This window comes from Kineosporia rhizophila (assembly GCF_021277265.1).
Taxonomy (GTDB): Bacteria; Actinomycetota; Actinomycetes; order Actinomycetales; family Kineosporiaceae; genus Kineosporia; species Kineosporia rhizophila.
In genome coordinates, this window is the sequence record NZ_JAJSOH010000006.1 from 219,985 (window position 1) to 236,023 (window position 16,039).

Below are 16,039 nucleotides of genomic sequence, written 5' to 3' on the forward strand. Positions count from 1 at the left end.
CTACAAAGTCACGGACGGTAGAGGCGATGCAGCCGCACCGCGGTGATGCCCTCGGCCAGCGCCGGCATCTTCAGTACATCGGGTTCCGGCAAGGGATGGAAGGGCCGCCGCCGGTAGCCCAGCCGCTGCACCGCGTGATCAGCCTCTGCCTCGCTCGTCGTGTAGAAGTGGTCGGTCAGGTGGGGGTGCCACAACCGGAACAGCCGGGTGCTGTCGGGGGTGTCACCGCCCGGGAACACCCACAGCGAGTCCAGCCGCAGTTCGTCGGTGTAGCCCAGGCCCCGGATCGAGCGGCGCACCTCGGCCTCGTCGGTGGTGTACAGGTGATCCTGGCGCTCGGCGCTGTACAGCCGGTGCAGTGGCACGGCCCGGATGCCGGCGTGCAGCAACCCGCGGTCGAACACGTACATCGGCGCGGTGGTCCCGGTCTCGTCCCGGTAGCCGCGCGCCATCGCGGCCCGCTTCTCGGCGAGGTTGGTGGTGTAGAAGTGGTCGGCCCGGCCGCGGGCACGCGTCTGCAGGCCGGGCAGACCCAGCAGACCACGGCGGGGGACCCGCCCGCTCACGCCGGTCGCCACAGGCGCTCGAACTGGTAGGGCACGGCCTCGGGATCGACCTTCGCGGTGAACACGTACGGCGCCGGGTACTCCGCCTCCAGCCGGTAACCCAACTGCTGCACCGCGTACTCGGCCGCCTCGGCGCTGTGGGTGCGCATCTGGGTCTGCCGCCGGGGATGCCACAGCCGCAGCAGCTGGGCAGATCCGTCCGGCGCCTGCTCCGGATCGGTCACCGGAATCACCCAGAGCGGCCTGGTGCCCGACTCGTCCCGATAGTCCTTGTACCGCAGCGAATAGGCCGCTTCACCGGCGTTCATCGTGTAGAAACGGCCACCCCGTCCGGCCAGCCGGTGCAGTTGGGCAGCGCGAAAGCCCTGGTAGTAGGTGGATTCGGTGAACACCCACGAACGGACGGGGGTGGGCCACCGGCGCGTCGGCGCCGGCCGGGCGGTGGCTGGGGTGGCGTTGGTGATCGCCATCCCAGCCAGTCCGGCCGCCCCGGCTGCTCCGGCCATCCCCACCAGGGCGCGGCGCCGGGAGAGATCCTGGGTGACAGACATGGTCCTCCCGGTGCGGACGGCGAAGGTCATTGCTGGGCAGGTGCTTCCGGAACCCTCCCACCTACCGCTGGGTTCGCCGCCAGCCACGCCGCCGGGCGCCTGGCTCAGGCCCCTCAGATCCCTCGGGTCCCGCGCATCACTCGGGCAGCCGCACGGCGACCTTCCCGATCGCCCCGCCCGAGGCCACCACCGCGTGGGCCCGCTGCAGTGCCGCTTCCGCCGGGCCGTCGAAGCTCTGGGTGAGGGTGGAACGGATCCGCCCCGCGTCGGCCAGCTCGGCCACCTGCGTGAGCAGACGCCCCTGCTCGGCCAGGTCGGAGGCCTGGTTCAGCACCCGCGCGAACATCAGCTCCCAGTGCAGCGACGCCGCCTTCGCCTTCAGCGGCAGGCTGTCCTGGCCCTCGGGCTCGTCGATGGCCACCACCTGACCGAACGTGCGCACCAGCTCGGCGTAGGTCGGGATGTTGCCCCGGGTGTACGGGGAGAACACCCGGCCGACGCCCTCGGGGACGAACGCCCGCACGTCCTCGACCAGGTTGTCCCGGCCGATCACGTGGTCGGCCCCCATCTGCCGGGCCCAGTCACGGGACTCGCCCCGTCCCGCGGCCGCGATCACCTCCACGCCCGGCGTCAGCGTCTTCACCAGCTGGGTCAGGATGCTGCCGACCCCGCCCGCGGCCCCCAGCACCAGGAAGTGCCCCTTGTCCTCGGGTGTCATCTTCAGCTGGTCGAACATCGTCTCCCAGGCGGTGATCGCGGTCAGCGGCAGCGCCGCCGACTCTTCCCACGACAGGGTGCTGGGCCGCCGGCCGACGATGCGCTCGTCCACCGCGTGCAGTTCGGCGTTGGTGCCGTCGCGCGAGATGTCCCCGGCGTAGAAGACCTCGTCGCCGACCCGGAACGACTGCGCCTGGGATCCCACCGCCTCCACCACCCCGGCGGCGTCCCACCCCAGCTGCCGGGTACGGCCCGGGGCCAGACCCGCGTGCACCTTCGTGTCCACCGGGTTGACCGACACCGCCTTCACCCGGACCAGCACGTCCCGCGGCCGCAGCTCGGGAACCTCCCGCTCGACCTCGGTGAAGCTCTTGTCAGTACCGCCCACTGCCTGCCAGGACCTGATGCCCATGATCTTCGCTCCCGTCTCGTTCCGACGTCGGCGACGCTAACCCCGGACCTGCGGTTACCCTCAAGGGAGACAAGTAACCTTTGGGAAGCAATGGAGGTCAGATGGTCACGGCCTGCTCCACCGGCCTGCACGGCCCGCATGACGTGTTCAATCCCGACTGCCCCTGCCGCGATCTGCTCGACCTGATCGCCAACAAGTGGTCGGCCCTGGTGATCGGCGCGCTCGAGCCGGGCCCGATGCGCTTCGGCGAACTGCGCTCCCGGCTGAACGGGGTGAGCTCGAAGGTGCTCACCGCCACCCTGCGCCGGCTCGAAGAGGCCGCCCTGATCGACCGTGAGGTGTTCGCCGAGGTACCGCCCCGGGTCGAGTACACACTGACCGACCTGGGCCACTCGGCCGCCGTGCCGCTGGCTGCCCTGCGCACCTGGGCCGAGGGCGCCCTCGACCACGAACTCAGCCGAAGGTGACCAGCATCAGCCGGCTGTCCAGCCAGTCCTCCAGCCGGGTGGGCTGGCTGATCGTGCCCGGGTTGTGCGGCTGGTTGAGGTCGGCGACGATCTCGGCCAGGACCGCCCGTCGTTCGACGGGGTCGGTCACCGGGCTCGCCGTAGCCGGAAGGTCTTCCTGCACACCGTGTTTCAGGTGGAAGGTGAAATGCGGTTCGGCCAGCAAATTGGCGTACCAGCTGACCGGCCGGCCCGACGACCCGCTGCACAGGTAGACCCGGCCGGCGCAGCGGTAGAAGAAGATCTCGATCCGTCGCGGCCGCCCGGTGCGGCGCCCGACGGTGGTGATGTCCACGATTCGCTCGTAAGTGCCTGCGGCGGGGGTGATCTCCAGCGCCGCCCGGACGGCCGGGCCCATGTCTCAGGCCGCTTCGTGCTTGAGGGCCGGGCCGAGCAGCAGCCCGCCGTCGGCCACGAACTCCGAGCCGGTGACGAACGACGCCTCGTCCGAGGCCAGGAAGAGCAGCAGGCCGGTGATGTCCTGCGGGGTGCCCAGACGCGGCACGGCGTAGGGCTCGGGCGAGTAGAAGTCGGCGATCGGGGCGTCGGCGCCCGCGGCCGGCTCGGTGATGAACGGGGTGGCGATGACGCCCGGGTGGATGGCGTTCACCCGGATGTTGTCGCGCCCCAGCTCCAGGGCTGCCGTCTTGGTCAGCCCCCGCACCGCCCACTTGCTGGCCACGTAGGGCGCGTAGAAGGCGGTGCCGCCGACCCCGGAGGTGGAGGCGATGTTCACGACCACGCCGCCCCCGCCCCGGCGCAGCGACGGCGCGGCCGCCTTGATGCCCAGGAACGTGCCGGTCAGGTTGATCTGCAGGATCCGCTCCCAGGTGGCGCGGTCGGTGGCCTCGATCGGGGCGGCCGGGTTCTGCACGCCGGCGTTGTTCACCAGGATGCTCAGCGGGCCGGCCCGCCGTTCGGTCTCGGCGATCGCGGCCTGCCACGACTGCTCGTCGGTCACGTCCAGCCGGACCGCGAAGGCCCGCTCGCCCAGCTCGGCGGCCAGCGCCTCGCCCCGTTCGCCGGCGATGTCGCCGATCGCGACGGTGGCGCCCTCGGCGTGGAAGGCCCGGACGTGGTTGCTGCCCTGGCCGCCGGTCCCACCGGTGACCAGCACGATGTGGTTGTCGAAGCGTCCCATGGTGTCCTCCTGACGATGGTGAGTCGAGTGACTCGCCTCGGGGAAGAAGGTACGGGCCGGGTAGAGGTGAGTCAAGTGACTCACCTCGCTAGGCTGGGCCGGTGACCACCGAACCCTCCGCCTACCACCAGCGGGTCGCCGGGCAGAAACGCGAGGCCATCCTGCAGGCGGCCACCCAGCTCTTCCTCCAGGCGGGCTACGACCGCACCTCGCTGGCCCGGATCGCCGAGGCGGCCGGGGTGTCCAAGGCGACGTTGTTCAAGCAGTTCCCCACCAAGGCGGCGCTTTTCGAGGCCATCGTCGCCGCGTCGTGGGACACGGACGGGGACGAGCCCGCACCGCCGCCGGCCGGTGACCTGGACGCCGGCCTCACCCTCATCGGGCGGCGCTACGTGGCGCTGCTGACCCGTCCGGGCATGGCCGACCTGTTCCGCATCGTCATCGCGGAACTGCCGCGCTTCCCCGAACTCGGCGAGACCCAGTTCAGCCTGGGCAAAATGCCCTACTTCACCTCGGTCCGCGCCTATCTGGAGGCCGAGCGGGAGGCCGGCACGGTGCTGCTGGACGACGCGGAGCTGGCCGCCACCCAGTTCCTGGGCATGATCTCCAACTACGTGTTCTGGCCGCGCCTCCTCCTCGGCCACTGGGCCCCCGAAGAACAGGCCATGGACCAGGTCGTGCTGGAGGCGGTGCAGATGATGCGGGCCCGGTACTCACGCTGACCGGGCCTGCCTGCCTCTGCTTCAGGCGGCTTCAGGCGCGCCGGGTGAAGTGCAGTCGCATCCAGAGCCGGCGCTCGTCGTCCGGGCCCGGCGCGGTCCACTCGGCCTGCATCGAGGCGCCGTCGCCGGCCACGGTCAGGGTGGCTTCGGCGTCACCGGCCACGAACGTCCACACCCCGTCGTGCACGGTGGCGGTGGCGTCCTCGGCGCCACCTTGGTCGTCGTAGGCCCGGGTGGGGAAGACACCGCGTTCGGGGTCGAAGGGCTCGAAGACCTCCAGGGCGCGGGTGTGGGTGCCACCGACCATCACGTCGACGTGGTGCACCACAGTGGGGCCGAGCCACTCGTAGACGTCGCTGCCCTCGAGCTCGGACTCCACGGTGCGGCCGTCCTCGGCGAAGATCTCGCCCCGGGTGCGCCATTCACCGATCAGCGGGTGCATGGTCGGGTTCTCGGTCAAGACGATTACTCCAGTCGAAAGGCTCAGTGTCCGCGGAAGGCCTCGGCCAGCCACCAGGCGCCGCCGTCGTCGGCGATCTTCGCGTCGATCACCAGCACCCCCTGAGGGGTGCTCAGCCAGTCCTTGACCTCGGCGAGGTCGTCCAGGCTGCGCACGGTCACCCCCTTGGCCCCGAATCCGGTTGCCATCGCGGCCAGGTCGGTGTCGGGGAAGGTCACGGCGCCGAGGTCTGCGTCCGGGCCGAAGTGGTGCACCTCGGCGCCGTAGGCGGCGTCGTCGTAAATCACCACCACGAGGGGAATCCCGAGGCGGACGGCGGTCTCCAGCTCGGAGATGCCCATCAGGAAGCCGCCGTCCCCGGTGGCGACCACGGCCAGGCGGGACGGCTGGGCCAGGGCCGCACCGAGGCCGCTGGCCAGCCCCAGGCCCACCGACTGGAAGGCCTGGGTGAAGCAGAAGCCTTTCTCGTCGGGCACTCTCAGGTAGGCGGCGGGGTAGCCCATGAAGTTGCCCGAGTCGATGGAGACCATCCGCTCGGTGGGCAGCAGGTCGTCCAGGGCCGCACTGAGCACCCGGGGGTCGATCCGGGTGTCGCTGGAGAGGTCGGGGGTGGGGGTGTCGTTCCACCACCGGCTCTGGGCCAGTTTTTGCGAAACTGTGGACGTCCGATAGCCCGGTTTGGTGGTCGGGAGCGCCTCGCTCACGTCGCGCGCGGTGGCGGCGCAGTCGCCGAGTACGCCCAGGCTGATCGGGCGGTGCGCCCCCAGAGCGGAGTGGTCGTCGTCGACCTGGACCACGACGGCGTCCTCGCCGATCAGGGAGCCGTGACGCATCGTCCACATGTTCAGCGCGCAACCCCAGCCCACGATCAGGTCGGCGCCCTCGATCAGGTCGGCGGTGAGCGGGGTGGAGAAGCCGCCGGAGATGCCGAGGTCGAACTCGTCGTGGCGGAACAGGCCGTTGGCCACGGCCGAGGTGGCGAGCAGGGCGCCGGAACGGGCGGCCAGGGAAGATATTTCGAGCCCGGCCGAGCGGGCGCCGCGGCCGGCGACGAAGACCGGACGCTGGGCCGAGGCCAGCAGGGCGGCCAGCGCGGCGACGGCTTCCTGGGCCGGGCGCACCGGGAACGGCGGCACAGACGGAAGGGGCTCAGGCTGAGCTGGGTCGCTGAGGCGTTGGTACGGGGGAGCGGGCTGGGCCTGCACGTCGAGGGGCAGGCTGAGTACCACGGTGCGGCGGCCCTCGACGGCGGTGCGGTAGGCCCGGGTGACGTCGGCGACCGCGCTGGCCGCCGAATGCACCCGCTCGGCCACCGCTCCCACGCTGACGGCCAAGGCGTCCTGATCGATGCGGAAGTTCGAGCGCACCGCCGATCCCGCGGTGTCGGCGGCCAGCACGATGAGCGGCGTGCGGCTCTTGGCCGCCTCGCCGATCCCGGTGATCGCGTTGGTCAGCCCACATCCCTGATGCACCGACAGAACCGCCGGCCGCCCCGAAAGGCGCGCGTACCCGTCCGCCATCGACGCCGCCCCGCCCTCGTGACGGGCCGCCACGAACCCGACCCCACGCGTCCTCAAACCATTGGTGATCTGGAAGTTCCCGCTGCCGACCACCCCGAAGGCGTGGCCGACGCCGAGGTCCGCGAGGACCTCGGCGATCAGCTCAGCTACTGAGTCCATCACTTCGGAACGATGGCGAAAGCGCGTGCCGGAGAACCGGTACCACCGACGATCGGCAGGGGTGCCACCACCAGCAGGGCACCGGTGCGGGGCAGGCGGTCGAGGTTCTGCAACTGGGTCAGGCCGTACTTGTCGGCGCCGAGCAGGTGGTAGTGCACCGGGAAGGCAGGCTCCATACCCCCGGCCTGGCCGGCGTCGATGCCCACCGTCTCCACCCCGAAGCCGGAGATGCTCGAGCGGGCCAGCCATTCGGCCCCGGCCACCGAGACCCCGGGCCAGTGCGCGCCGCTCTCGTCGGCGTTGGCGAAGGCCGCCGGGTCGCCGCCGCGGCTGCTCCAGCCGGTGCGCAGCAGCAGCCAGGCGCCCTCGGGCAGCGGCCCGTGCTCGGCCACGTACGCGTCGAGGTGGGCGGGTTCGAGCAGGAAGTCCGCGTCGGCCTCGGCCTCGGCGGTGAAGTCGACGACCACCACCGGGCCGATCAGCCGGGCCGGGGCGATCTGGTCGACCGACTTGCCGTCGCGGCCGCTGGCCCAGTGCACCGGGGCGTCCAGGTGGGTGCCGGTGTGCTCACCGGTGTGGATGTTGTTCCAGCCCCAGAACGGCCCGTCGTCGTCGAAGTCGCTGACCTTCTCCAGCGACAGCGGGATGGTGTTCGCGAACGGCGGCGGCAACTGCAGGATCGGCGTCTGCGGCGACAGCGGCGCGGTGACGTCGATGATCTCGACCTCGCCCGAGGACAGAGCGGCCAGCAGGCCGGCGATGGCAGTCATAGCGGGATCTTGGCCGCTGCCCCGGGCCCGGCCGGGGACGACGCGCCGGGATTACCGGGACGAACTGCGGCATCCCGCAGCAGGAACACCGCCGAGGCGCTGATCAGCAGCCCGAGCACGGTGAGCCCACGGATCGGCTGACCGAACATCGGCGCCGCCCACAGCGCGGTGGTGGCCGGGGTCAGGTAGAGCAGGGTGCTGGCCCGGCTCGCGCCGTCGCGCGAGGTGATCAGGTAGTACAGGCCGTAGCTGCCGATCCCCGCCGCGGTGCCCCAGGCCACGGCGGCCCAGAAGCCGGCGGTCATGGGCGGGGCCAGGTTGCCTGCGGCGGCGGTGTACACGGTGAAGAAGGCCGCGGAGATCAGGGCCTGCACGGCCAGCGTCTGCATCAGTGGCGGGGAGGGGCGGCGCTCCTGCAGCATCGTTCCGGCGGTGAGCGACAGCATGGCGGCGAGCGGCAGGACGAGTGCGGCGATGGTGACTCCGGCGCGCAGGTCCCCGACCGCCGTCAGCATCACTCCGCCGGTGCCCAGGGCGAGTCCGGCCAGGTGGCGGGGCCTGAGGCGGCGCGAGCTCAGGAAGATCACCAGCGCGGGCTGGAGCGAGGCGATCAGGGCCGAGGTGCCCGCGGGAACCCCGGCGGCCGCGGCCCAGTAGGTGCCGCCCAGATAGAGGCACTGGGAGAGCAGGGCCAGCACGCCCTGGTGGATCCGGCCGCGCCGGTCCAGATGCGCCAGGGCGGGCCGGAGCCAGGGCAGCAGAAGCACCGCCGTGGCCAGGAAGCGCCAGGCCAGGAGGGTGTCCGGGCCGGCGTGGCGGGCGCCGAGCTCGGCCCCGACGAATCCCGAACTCCACACCACGACCAAGGCGAGCCCGCGAACCTGGGGGCTCGCGATCGTCCATTGTCGGTTCGGCATCCCCTCAGGTAACCACACCGGTCGGTATACTCGCAGTGCACCCGGACCGCGAGGAGACCGATGATCACCGAGCTCGACGAGCGCACTCCCGAGCCCCTGCGGGCCGTGCTGCAGCCGCTACCGCCTCTGACCAGTGCCGGAACCCGTCTGCTGGAGGCCGCGGCGCAGCTGTTCTACGAGCGTGGGGTGCGGGCGGTCGGTGTCGATCTGATCGCCGAGACCGCGGGCACCACCAAGAAGACGCTGTACGACCGGTTCGGCTCGAAAGACGCCCTGGTCGCGCTGTACCTGCGGCGACGCGCCCAGCGCTGGCGCGAGCACCTGCAGACCTTCCTCGACCGCTCGGCGCCGCGCGAGCAGCAGGTGCTGGCGGTGTTCGAGGCACTGGAGACGTGGCTGGGCACCCAACGTCGGGGGTGCGCCTTCGTGAACGCCTACGCCGAGCTGGGTGCCGACGAGCATCCCGCGGTGCCGGTGATCCGGGCGGAGAAGGCGTGGATGCGCGCCCTCTTCGACGACCTGACCGGCGATCCGGCGGTGGGCGGGCACGTGCATCTGGTGTACGAGGGCACTCTGGTGGTGCTGAATGCCGGTGGTGACGATGCGGCGCTGGACCAAGCGCGCCGAGCGGTCGGTGTCGCTTTGGCCGCAGGCACTTGAGGGATACCGTGACTGAGCCAAACGGGGGACTCGCCGGGGAGATGCCCAGTCGTGACGCCAACGCAACTGCGCGCCTTCACCGCCATCGTCCGGCTGGGCTCGGTGAAGAAGGCGGCCGCCGATCTCGGGGTGAGTGAGGCCGCCGTGTCCGCGCACGTCGGCCAGCTGCGCCGGGAGCTGGGTGACCGGCTGTTCACCCCGACCGCGGCCGGTCTGGCCTTCACTCCCGGCGGACTCCGTCTCGCCAGTCGCTCGGCCGAACTGCTCGGCCTGCAGGACCGCACCGTGCTCGAGGTCAGCCGGGCCGGCCGGGGGCGGCGGTTCCTGCGGGTGGCGGCCTCCAGCCTGTTCGCCGAGTACGCGGCGCCGGGCCTGCTGGAACTCTTCGCCGGGCGGGCCAAGGACCTGGACGTCGAGCTCGGCGTGTGCAGCCCCCACGAGTTCGGCGAGATGCTGCTGACCCGCGCCGCCGACGTGGCCATCGGCCCGCAGCCGCCGGCGCTGGACGAGGCGATCTGCCGTCAGCCGTTCCTGAACTTCCAGGTCGCCGTGGTGGTCGGTGCGCAGCACCCGCTCGGCGAACTGCGGCCCGGCCCGGGCCGGTTGCGCGAGCAGACCTGGCTGCTCGGCCCTTCGGCGATCGGCGCCATCGGCGTGGTCCCGGGGCTGCTGCGGCGCTTACGGGTGCCGGAACAGCAGCAGCAGATCTTCCAGAGTCACGCCGCCGCGTTGGAAGAGGTGAAGCGGGGCAAGGGCGTGACGCTGGCGCCGGCCTTCGCGGTCGGCCAGGACATCGCCCGGGGAGATCTGGTGCGCCTCGGCCCGCCGGTCACCCCCGGCAACGGCACCTGGGCGGCGATGTCGCTGACCGGCGCGGGTTCGGTGCCGGAGGCGGCCGAGCTGACCCGGTTCGTGAGCACCCCCCGCGCGGCCCAGGCGATGCTGCGCGGGACCGGGGTCACGGCCGGGCGCTTCCGGCCCTCGATCCATGTGACCCTCTGGAGCTGATCTGCGGGATCTCGGTAAGCACCCGGGCCAGCGAGGCGAACGAACCGGCCGGCAGCAGAGCATGGCAGTGCGGCAGGGCAGCGGCCATGGTGGCCACCTTGGGCTCGAAACCCGTTGCCTCAGCGCGGGGATTGATCCAGATCACCCGATGCGCACGCCGTCGCAGCCGGGCCATCACGGCGCTCATCTGCTGCGCAGGATCGCTGTCCCAGCCGTCGCTGGCCAGGAGCACCACGGCCCCGCGCAGCAGCCCGCCGTGATGAGAACCGAGCAGAGCCTGCAGATTCGCTGTGATCCGGGTGCCGCCGAAGCGGTCGGTCACGGTGGTCTCGGCCCGCGACCAGGCGTCGGTGACAGACCCCTGTTTGAGGACGTTCGTGAGCCGGGTGAGTGAGGTGGCGAAGGCGAACGCTTCGGCGTCGGTTCGCAGAACGAGGGCCCGCATCAGGTGCAGATAGGCCACCGAGGGGGCCTGCATGGAACCGCTGACATCGCACAGCATCACCACCCGCCGGGGCTTGGTCCGCGGCTTCACGCGCACCAGTTCCACCGGTTCCCAGGCTGTGCGGCGGGCCCGGATCATGGTGTGGCGCAGCGTGATCTGCCGTCCGTCCGGTCGTGGGGACACGCGGCGGGAACGGCGGGTCGGCCACTGGGCGATCGTGTTCTCCAGCCAGGCGCCGAGCTGGCGCAGGTCGTTCTCGCTGAGTTGTTCGAACGGCTGGGTGGCGCGCTCGGCGAGGTGGCTGGGCAGCCGATGCGGTATCTGGAGCGGGCTTTCGGAGTCCTCGGCCTCGGCCACCACCGGAGGCAGGGTGGCCCAGGGCAACCCGGAGTCGGTCTCGGAACCTGAGGTCTCCGGCGAGCTCGGCACGGCCTGGTTGGTGCCCGAGGCGGAGCGCCGGGCCGGGGGAGTCACGGGCAGGACGGCGTCGTCGAAGACGGCCGCGAACACCCGGTCGAACACGGCCAGGTCGTCGTGCCGGCGGATCAGGGTGGTCCGGGTCGTCCAGTACAGGTGTGAACGCGAAAGGGGCGGTGCGAGAACCAGGGCGCGACCCGCGTCCTCAATTGCGGTCATCCCGACCGAGGCGCCCGCGGAACGCAACCGGGTGGCCAGCGAGACCACGAAGGCGGCGGTGTCGACGCCGCGCAGCATTCACTTCACCGCGAAGTAGACGATGATGGCGATGACCGTCGCAGCTGCGGCCCCGGCGGCCACCGCGCGGCGGCGGATCGAGGTGCCGGCCAGGCTGAGCAGGTCGAGCGTCTCGTCCTCGGTCGCGGCGACGACCGGTTGCGGCGAGCTGGTCTCGGCCGGTGTCTCGGCCGGGTTCGGTTCGGGGACGACGGCCCGGGTCTCCTCCTCCGCCCGCAGCTTGGCCTCCAGGTTCTCGGCGAACTGCCCGAGCAGCCGGGTGGAGACGTCCTTGATCATGCCGCTGCCGAACTGGGCGATCTTGCCGCTGATGCTCAGATCGGTGCCGACCGTGACGATGGTGCGGCCGCCGTCCTCGGGGTCGGGGCGCAGACCGGCGTGGATGGTGGCGGCGGCGTTGCCCGCACCCCGGGAGTCGCGGCCCTTGGCGTCGATCACCGCCCGGTAGGCCGTGTCGTCCTTCTCCACGAACCGTGCGGTGCCGGCGTACTCGCTGATCACCGGGCCCACCTTGACCTTGACCCGGCCGGAGTAGACGTCACCCTCCACCCCGGTGAGCCGGGCCCCGGGCATGCAGGGGGCGATGCCGGCCAGGTCGGTGAGCACCCGCCAGGCCTCGTCCACGGTGGTCGCGACGGTGAACTCGTTGTCGATCCTCACGGGGTTACCTCCAGCAGCGGGTCCAGGGCGCCGATCACGACGGCGGTGTCGTCCGGGGTCTTGGCCAGCGCGCCCAGGGTCCGGATCACGTCCTCGCGCACCAGGTCGGCCGCGCCCAGCGCGCTCAGGGCGGCGAGCCAGTCGATCGACTCGGCCAGGCCCGGGGCCTTGTCCAGGTCCAGCCCTCGCACCCCGGCCACGAACCGGCTGACCGAACCGATCAGCGGCTGCGTGGCGGAAGGCACGCGGCGGCGCAGGATCTCAGCGGCGCGCTCCGGGGTGGGGAAGGCGATCCAGTGGTACAGGCAGCGCCGGCGCAGGGCGTCGTGCAGTTCCCGGCTGCGATTGGAGGTGAGCACGACCACCGGTCGGCGGGCGGCGGTGAACGTGCCCAGTTCCGGCACGGTGACCGCGCCCTCGCCGAGGAACTCGAACAGCATGGCCTCGAACTCGTCGTCGGCCCGGTCGATCTCGTCGATCAGCAGCACCGGGGGAGTGGGACCGGAGTGCCGCACCGCCTGCAGCACCGGCCTTTCCAGCAGGAACTGGGCCGAGAACAGGTCGGCCTCGCCGATCTTCTGGCCCGAGGCCTCGGCCAGCCGGACCGCCAGCAGCTGACGCTGGTAGTTCCACTCGTAAAGGGCCTCACCGGAGGTCAGGCCCTCGTAGCACTGCAGCCGGATCAGCACCGTGTCCAGGGCCCGGGCCAGAGCCTGTGCGGTGGCCGTCTTGCCCACCCCCGGCTCACCTTCCAGCAGGATCGGCCGTTCCAGGGCCAGCGCCAGGTACAGCGCGGTGGCCAGGCCCTCGTCGATCAGGTGGTCGTGCTGGTCGAGGGCCTGCCGGACGTGCTCGGCGTCGCGGAACGGTGAGCTCATCCGGTCTGGGCCCGGGCCGCGTGCTCAGCCTGGAAACGCACCCGGCAACCCTCGCCGCAGAACCAGGTCCGGACCCCGTCGAGATCCAGGTACAGGGCCGACGGTCCGGGCGTCACCTCCATGCCGCAGATCGGATCCACCGCCGTGGTCGGGTTCTCGGCCGCCTGCGGAGTGAGGCGCACGGCCGCCACCACCTCGGCCATGATCGACAGGGCCACCTCCGGCGCCGTCCGGGCCCCGATCCACAGGCCCGCCGGTGTGCTCACCCGCTTGCGCTGTTCCGGGTCGAGCCCCAGTTCGTCCAGCACCGCCTCACCGCGCCGGCGGCTGGCGACCAGCGCCACATGAGCCACCCCGGTGTCCAGGGCCGAGCGGATCACTGCGGCCTCGTCGTCGCGGCCGTGCGAGGCGATCACCACCGCGTCGGGCCGGGCCGCGCCGGACCCGCTCATGCTGTAGCCGAGCAGCTCGCCGATCCGGACCACCGCCTCGGCCACCGGCGTGGTGCCGACCACCTCGACCAGCGGGGGCGGCAGCACCGGCCGCAGGAAGATCTCCAGAGCCCCACCGGACAGACACGGGTTCACCACCACCTGCGCGCCAGGGGTTTCCGGGAACCCGACCTCCTCGGGCAGGACCCGCAGCAACAACGTCTCCCCGGCCGCGAGCGTCCCCAAAGCGGCCGTCCGGACCGAGCTCTCCGCGCACTGGCCGCCCACGAAACCCTCGATCGAGCCGTCCAGCAGCACGATCGCCTCGTCGCCGGCCCGGGCCGAGGAGGGCACCTGGGCCCGCACCACGGTGGCGCGCACGAACGGCACGCGCTGCCGGGTCAGCTCCTCGACCCTCTCGGTGACCGACATCAGATCGGTGGGGTGTGGTTGCCCTGCATGGTCTCCCACACCCGGGACGGCGTCAGCGGCATGTCGGCGTGCCGCACCCCGAACGGCTTCAGCGCGTCCACCACGGCGTTGACGATGGCCGGGGGCGAGCCGACGGTGGCCGACTCACCCACCCCCTTGGCGCCGATCGGGTGGTGCGGCGACGGGGTCACGGTGAAACCGGTCTCCCAGTCCGGGGTCTCGAGCGCGGTCGGGATCAGGTAGTCCATCAGCGAACCGCCCAGGCAGTTGCCGTCCTCGTCGAAGCTGATCATCTCCATCAGGGCCATGCCCACGCCGTCGGTCAGGCCGCCGTGCACCTGCCCCTCGATGATCATCGGGTTGATCCGGGTGCCGCAGTCGTCCACCGCCACGAACCGGCGCACCTTGACCACGGCGGTACCCGGGTCGATGTCGACCACGCAGATGTAGGCGCCGTGCGGGTAGGTGAGATTGGACGGGTTGTAGCAGATCTGCGCCTCCAGGCCACCCTCCAGCCCGTCGGGCAGGTCACCGGCCCCGTGGGCGCGCATCGCGATCTCCTGGATCGTGACCGACTTGCCCGGGTCGCCCTTGACCTGGAACGAGCCCTTCACCCAGTCCAGGTCGGCCACCGAGACCTCGAGCATGCCGGAGGCGATGATCCGGGCCTTGTCCCGCACCTTGCGGGCCACCAGGGCGGCCGCCGCCCCGGAGACCGGGGTGGAGCGGCTGCCGTAGGTGCCCAGCCCGAACGGGGTGTTGTCGGTGTCGCCGTGCACCACGTCGATGTCGTCCGGCGGGATGCCGATCTCCTCGGCCACGATCTGGGCGAACGTGGTCTCGTGGCCCTGGCCCTGGGACTGCACCGAGAGCCGCACCACCGCCTTGCCGGTCGGGTGCACCCGCAGTTCGCACCCGTCGGCCATGCCCAGGCCCAGGATGTCCATGTCCTTGCGCGGGCCGGCCCCCACTGCCTCGGTGAAGAAGGCCACGCCGATGCCCATCAGCTCACCGCGCTCGCGCTTGGCCGCCTGCTCGCGGCGCAGCTCCTCGTAGCCGGCGATCCGCAGGGCCTCGCGCAGGGTGGGCTCGTAGTTGCCCGAGTCGTACACCCAGCCGGTCTTGCTCGTGTAGGGGAACTGCTCGGGCCGCAACAGGTTCCGCAGCCGTAGCTCCACCGGGTCGATCTTCAGGTCGTAGGCCAGGCAGTCGACCATCCGCTCGACCAGGTACACCGCCTCGGTGATCCGGAACGAGCAGGCGTAGGCCACCCCGCCCGGTGCCTTGTTGGTGTACACGGCGGTCATCGAGCAGTAGGCCGCCTCGATGTCGTAGCTGCCGGTGAACACCCCGAAGAAGCCGGCCGGGTACTTCACCGGGGCGGCGGTGCCGTTGAAGGCGCCGTGGTCGGCCAGCACGTGGGTGCGGATCGCCAGGATCTTCCCCTCGCGGGTGGCCGCGATCTCGCCGCGCATCACGTAGTCGCGGGCGAAGCCGGTGCTGATCAGGTTCTCCGAGCGGTCCTCCATCCACTTCACCGGCTTGCCGGTGACGATCGAGGCGACGATCGCGCAGACGTAGCCGGGGTAGATCGGCACCTTGTTGCCGAAGCCGCCGCCGATGTCGGGGGAGATCACCCGGATCTTGTGCTCGGGCAGGCCCGCGACGATGGCGTAGAGCGTGCGGTGGGCGTGCGGGGCCTGGGTGGTCGACCAGAGCGTGAGCTTGCCGTCGATCCGGTCGTAGTCGGCCACCGCGCCGCAGGTCTCCATCGGCGCCGGGTGCACCCGGGGGTAGACCATGTCCTCGGTGACCACCACGTCGGCGCGCTCGAAGGCGTCCTCAGTCGCCTGTCGGTCGCCGGTCTCCCAGTCGAAGCAGTGGTTGTTCGTCTTGCCCTCGAGGTCGGTGCGGATCACCGGGGCGTCGGGCGCCAGGGCGGTGCGCACGTCCACCACCGGGTCGAGGATGTCGTACTCGACGTCGATCAGTTCCAGGGCGTCGCGGGCGGCGTAGTGGTCCTCGGCCACCACGAACGCCACCTCCTGCCCCTGGAAGCGCACCTTGTCGGTGGCCAGCACCGCCTGCACGTCGCTGGAGAGGGTCGGCATCCAGGCCAGGCCCTTCTCGGCCAGCGCGGCCCCGGTGACCACGGCCTTGACCCGGGGCATGGCCTCGGCGGCGGTGGTGTCGATGCTGACGATCCGCGCGTGCGCCACCGGCGAGCGCAGGATGGCCAGGTGCAGCATGCCCGGCAGTTGCACGTCGTCGCAGTAGCGCCCGCGCCCGCGCACGAACCGCGGGTCCTCCTTGCGCAGCATCCGGCCGTGCCCGACCGGCTTCTGGTCGTTGTCGGTGCTTTCTTCGAGG

18 protein-coding genes are annotated in these 16,039 nt (G+C 71.5%); 4 read left to right on the plus strand and 14 right to left on the minus strand.

Annotated features, from left to right (window positions below; all coding sequences use genetic code 11):
• Positions 1 to 8: 8 nt before the first annotated feature.
• The 3 genes from LWF15_RS12030 to LWF15_RS12040 all read right to left on the minus strand — a co-directional run bounded on the left by LWF15_RS12030 (position 9) and on the right by LWF15_RS12040 (position 2,246).
• Positions 9 to 566: a hypothetical protein gene (locus LWF15_RS12030; protein WP_232810539.1), complete on the minus strand. Its 558-nt coding sequence runs from the start codon at positions 564 to 566 to the stop codon at positions 9 to 11.
• Positions 563 to 1,117, minus strand: coding sequence for a hypothetical protein (locus LWF15_RS12035; protein WP_232810540.1), 555 nt, complete (start codon positions 1,115 to 1,117; stop codon positions 563 to 565). The genes LWF15_RS12030 and LWF15_RS12035 overlap by 4 nt, the downstream gene beginning before the upstream one ends.
• A 136-nt stretch (positions 1,118 to 1,253) precedes the next feature.
• The gene (locus LWF15_RS12040) at positions 1,254 to 2,246 is read right to left on the minus strand and encodes a zinc-binding alcohol dehydrogenase family protein (protein ID WP_232810541.1); all 993 of its coding nucleotides are present in this window, start codon (positions 2,244 to 2,246) and stop codon (positions 1,254 to 1,256) included.
• A 101-nt stretch (positions 2,247 to 2,347) separates the two neighbouring features.
• Between LWF15_RS12040 and LWF15_RS12045 the strand changes: the two genes are divergently transcribed.
• Positions 2,348 to 2,713 carry a winged helix-turn-helix transcriptional regulator gene (locus LWF15_RS12045; RefSeq protein WP_232810542.1) on the plus strand — a complete coding sequence of 122 codons (366 nt, stop codon included), beginning with the start codon at positions 2,348 to 2,350 and terminating at the stop codon, positions 2,711 to 2,713.
• Here LWF15_RS12045 and LWF15_RS12050 read toward each other — a convergent pair.
• A complete protein-coding gene (locus LWF15_RS12050) occupies positions 2,700 to 3,110 on the minus strand; it encodes a nitroreductase/quinone reductase family protein (RefSeq protein WP_232810543.1) in 411 nt (136 codons plus the stop codon). The two genes, LWF15_RS12045 and LWF15_RS12050, sit on opposite strands and share 14 nt — an antisense overlap.
• Positions 3,111 to 3,113: 3 nt before the next feature.
• Positions 3,114 to 3,893 (minus strand): SDR family NAD(P)-dependent oxidoreductase, encoded by a 780-nt coding sequence (locus LWF15_RS12055; RefSeq protein ID WP_408623109.1) that lies wholly within the window; start codon positions 3,891 to 3,893, stop codon positions 3,114 to 3,116.
• Between the two features lie 101 nt (positions 3,894 to 3,994).
• On the opposite strand from LWF15_RS12055, the gene LWF15_RS12060 reads away from it, so the two are divergent.
• Positions 3,995 to 4,615, plus strand: a complete 621-nt coding sequence (locus LWF15_RS12060; protein ID WP_232810545.1) for a TetR/AcrR family transcriptional regulator — start codon at positions 3,995 to 3,997, stop codon at positions 4,613 to 4,615.
• Between the two features lie 31 nt (positions 4,616 to 4,646).
• Here the strand turns inward: LWF15_RS12060 and LWF15_RS12065 are convergent, their stop codons facing one another.
• From LWF15_RS12065 to LWF15_RS12080, 4 genes are read right to left on the minus strand one after another with little or no spacing between them, the layout of a single operon-like run.
• A complete protein-coding gene (locus tag LWF15_RS12065; protein ID WP_232810546.1) occupies positions 4,647 to 5,075 on the minus strand; it encodes a hypothetical protein in 429 nt (142 codons plus the stop codon).
• 23 nt (positions 5,076 to 5,098) lie between these two features.
• Positions 5,099 to 6,754, minus strand: a complete 1,656-nt coding sequence (locus LWF15_RS12070; protein ID WP_232810547.1) for a thiamine pyrophosphate-binding protein — start codon at positions 6,752 to 6,754, stop codon at positions 5,099 to 5,101.
• On the minus strand, positions 6,754 to 7,524 hold the full coding sequence (locus tag LWF15_RS12075; RefSeq protein ID WP_232810548.1) for a cyclase family protein: 771 nt from the start codon (positions 7,522 to 7,524) through the stop codon (positions 6,754 to 6,756). The genes LWF15_RS12070 and LWF15_RS12075 overlap by 1 nt, the downstream gene beginning before the upstream one ends.
• Positions 7,521 to 8,441: a DMT family transporter gene (locus LWF15_RS12080; protein WP_232810549.1), complete on the minus strand. Its 921-nt coding sequence runs from the start codon at positions 8,439 to 8,441 to the stop codon at positions 7,521 to 7,523. The genes LWF15_RS12075 and LWF15_RS12080 overlap by 4 nt, the downstream gene beginning before the upstream one ends.
• Positions 8,442 to 8,501: 60 nt before the next feature.
• Between LWF15_RS12080 and LWF15_RS12085 the strand changes: the two genes are divergently transcribed.
• Both LWF15_RS12085 and LWF15_RS12090 read left to right on the plus strand, forming a co-directional pair.
• On the plus strand, positions 8,502 to 9,101 hold the full coding sequence (locus LWF15_RS12085) for a TetR/AcrR family transcriptional regulator (RefSeq protein ID WP_232810550.1): 600 nt from the start codon (positions 8,502 to 8,504) through the stop codon (positions 9,099 to 9,101).
• A 51-nt stretch (positions 9,102 to 9,152) separates the two neighbouring features.
• A complete protein-coding gene (locus LWF15_RS12090) occupies positions 9,153 to 10,109 on the plus strand; it encodes a LysR family transcriptional regulator (protein WP_232810551.1) in 957 nt (318 codons plus the stop codon).
• Here the strand turns inward: LWF15_RS12090 and LWF15_RS12095 are convergent.
• Genes LWF15_RS12095 through LWF15_RS12115 form a run of 5 tightly spaced genes read right to left on the minus strand, consistent with a single transcriptional unit; the run spans position 10,060 to position 15,990 of the window.
• The gene (locus LWF15_RS12095; RefSeq protein WP_232810552.1) at positions 10,060 to 11,268 is read right to left on the minus strand and encodes a vWA domain-containing protein; all 1,209 of its coding nucleotides are present in this window, start codon (positions 11,266 to 11,268) and stop codon (positions 10,060 to 10,062) included. The genes LWF15_RS12090 and LWF15_RS12095 overlap by 50 nt on opposite strands.
• On the minus strand, positions 11,269 to 11,928 hold the full coding sequence (locus tag LWF15_RS12100; RefSeq protein WP_232810553.1) for an SRPBCC family protein: 660 nt from the start codon (positions 11,926 to 11,928) through the stop codon (positions 11,269 to 11,271).
• Positions 11,925 to 12,806, minus strand: coding sequence for an AAA family ATPase (locus tag LWF15_RS12105; RefSeq protein ID WP_232810554.1), 882 nt, complete (start codon positions 12,804 to 12,806; stop codon positions 11,925 to 11,927). Before LWF15_RS12105 ends, LWF15_RS12100 begins: the two co-directional genes overlap by 4 nt.
• Positions 12,803 to 13,669, minus strand: a complete 867-nt coding sequence (locus LWF15_RS12110; RefSeq protein WP_232810555.1) for an XdhC family protein — start codon at positions 13,667 to 13,669, stop codon at positions 12,803 to 12,805. Before LWF15_RS12110 ends, LWF15_RS12105 begins: the two co-directional genes overlap by 4 nt.
• Positions 13,669 to 15,990 carry an aerobic carbon-monoxide dehydrogenase large subunit gene (locus LWF15_RS12115; protein ID WP_269810049.1) on the minus strand — a complete coding sequence of 774 codons (2,322 nt, stop codon included), beginning with the start codon at positions 15,988 to 15,990 and terminating at the stop codon, positions 13,669 to 13,671. Before LWF15_RS12115 ends, LWF15_RS12110 begins: the two co-directional genes overlap by 1 nt.
• Positions 15,991 to 16,039 lie beyond the last annotated feature (49 nt).

Coding starts and splice junctions, on each gene's coding strand:
- LWF15_RS12035 (WP_232810540.1), bottom strand. CDS start 1,117: ATGTCTGTCACCCAGGATCTCTCCCGGCGCCGCGCCCTGGTGGGGATG.
- LWF15_RS12040 (WP_232810541.1), bottom strand. CDS start 2,246: ATGGGCATCAGGTCCTGGCAGGCAGTGGGCGGTACTGACAAGAGCTTC.
- LWF15_RS12045 (WP_232810542.1), top strand. CDS start 2,348: ATGGTCACGGCCTGCTCCACCGGCCTGCACGGCCCGCATGACGTGTTC.
- LWF15_RS12050 (WP_232810543.1), bottom strand. CDS start 3,110: ATGGGCCCGGCCGTCCGGGCGGCGCTGGAGATCACCCCCGCCGCAGGC.
- LWF15_RS12055 (WP_408623109.1), bottom strand. CDS start 3,893: ATGGGACGCTTCGACAACCACATCGTGCTGGTCACCGGTGGGACCGGC.
- LWF15_RS12070 (WP_232810547.1), bottom strand. CDS start 6,754: ATGGACTCAGTAGCTGAGCTGATCGCCGAGGTCCTCGCGGACCTCGGC.
- LWF15_RS12075 (WP_232810548.1), bottom strand. CDS start 7,524: ATGACTGCCATCGCCGGCCTGCTGGCCGCTCTGTCCTCGGGCGAGGTC.
- LWF15_RS12080 (WP_232810549.1), bottom strand. CDS start 8,441: ATGCCGAACCGACAATGGACGATCGCGAGCCCCCAGGTTCGCGGGCTC.
- LWF15_RS12085 (WP_232810550.1), top strand. CDS start 8,502: ATGATCACCGAGCTCGACGAGCGCACTCCCGAGCCCCTGCGGGCCGTG.
- LWF15_RS12095 (WP_232810552.1), bottom strand. CDS start 11,268: ATGCTGCGCGGCGTCGACACCGCCGCCTTCGTGGTCTCGCTGGCCACC.
- LWF15_RS12105 (WP_232810554.1), bottom strand. CDS start 12,806: ATGAGCTCACCGTTCCGCGACGCCGAGCACGTCCGGCAGGCCCTCGAC.
- LWF15_RS12110 (WP_232810555.1), bottom strand. CDS start 13,669: ATGTCGGTCACCGAGAGGGTCGAGGAGCTGACCCGGCAGCGCGTGCCG.
- LWF15_RS12115 (WP_269810049.1), bottom strand. CDS start 15,990: ATGCTGCGCAAGGAGGACCCGCGGTTCGTGCGCGGGCGCGGGCGCTAC.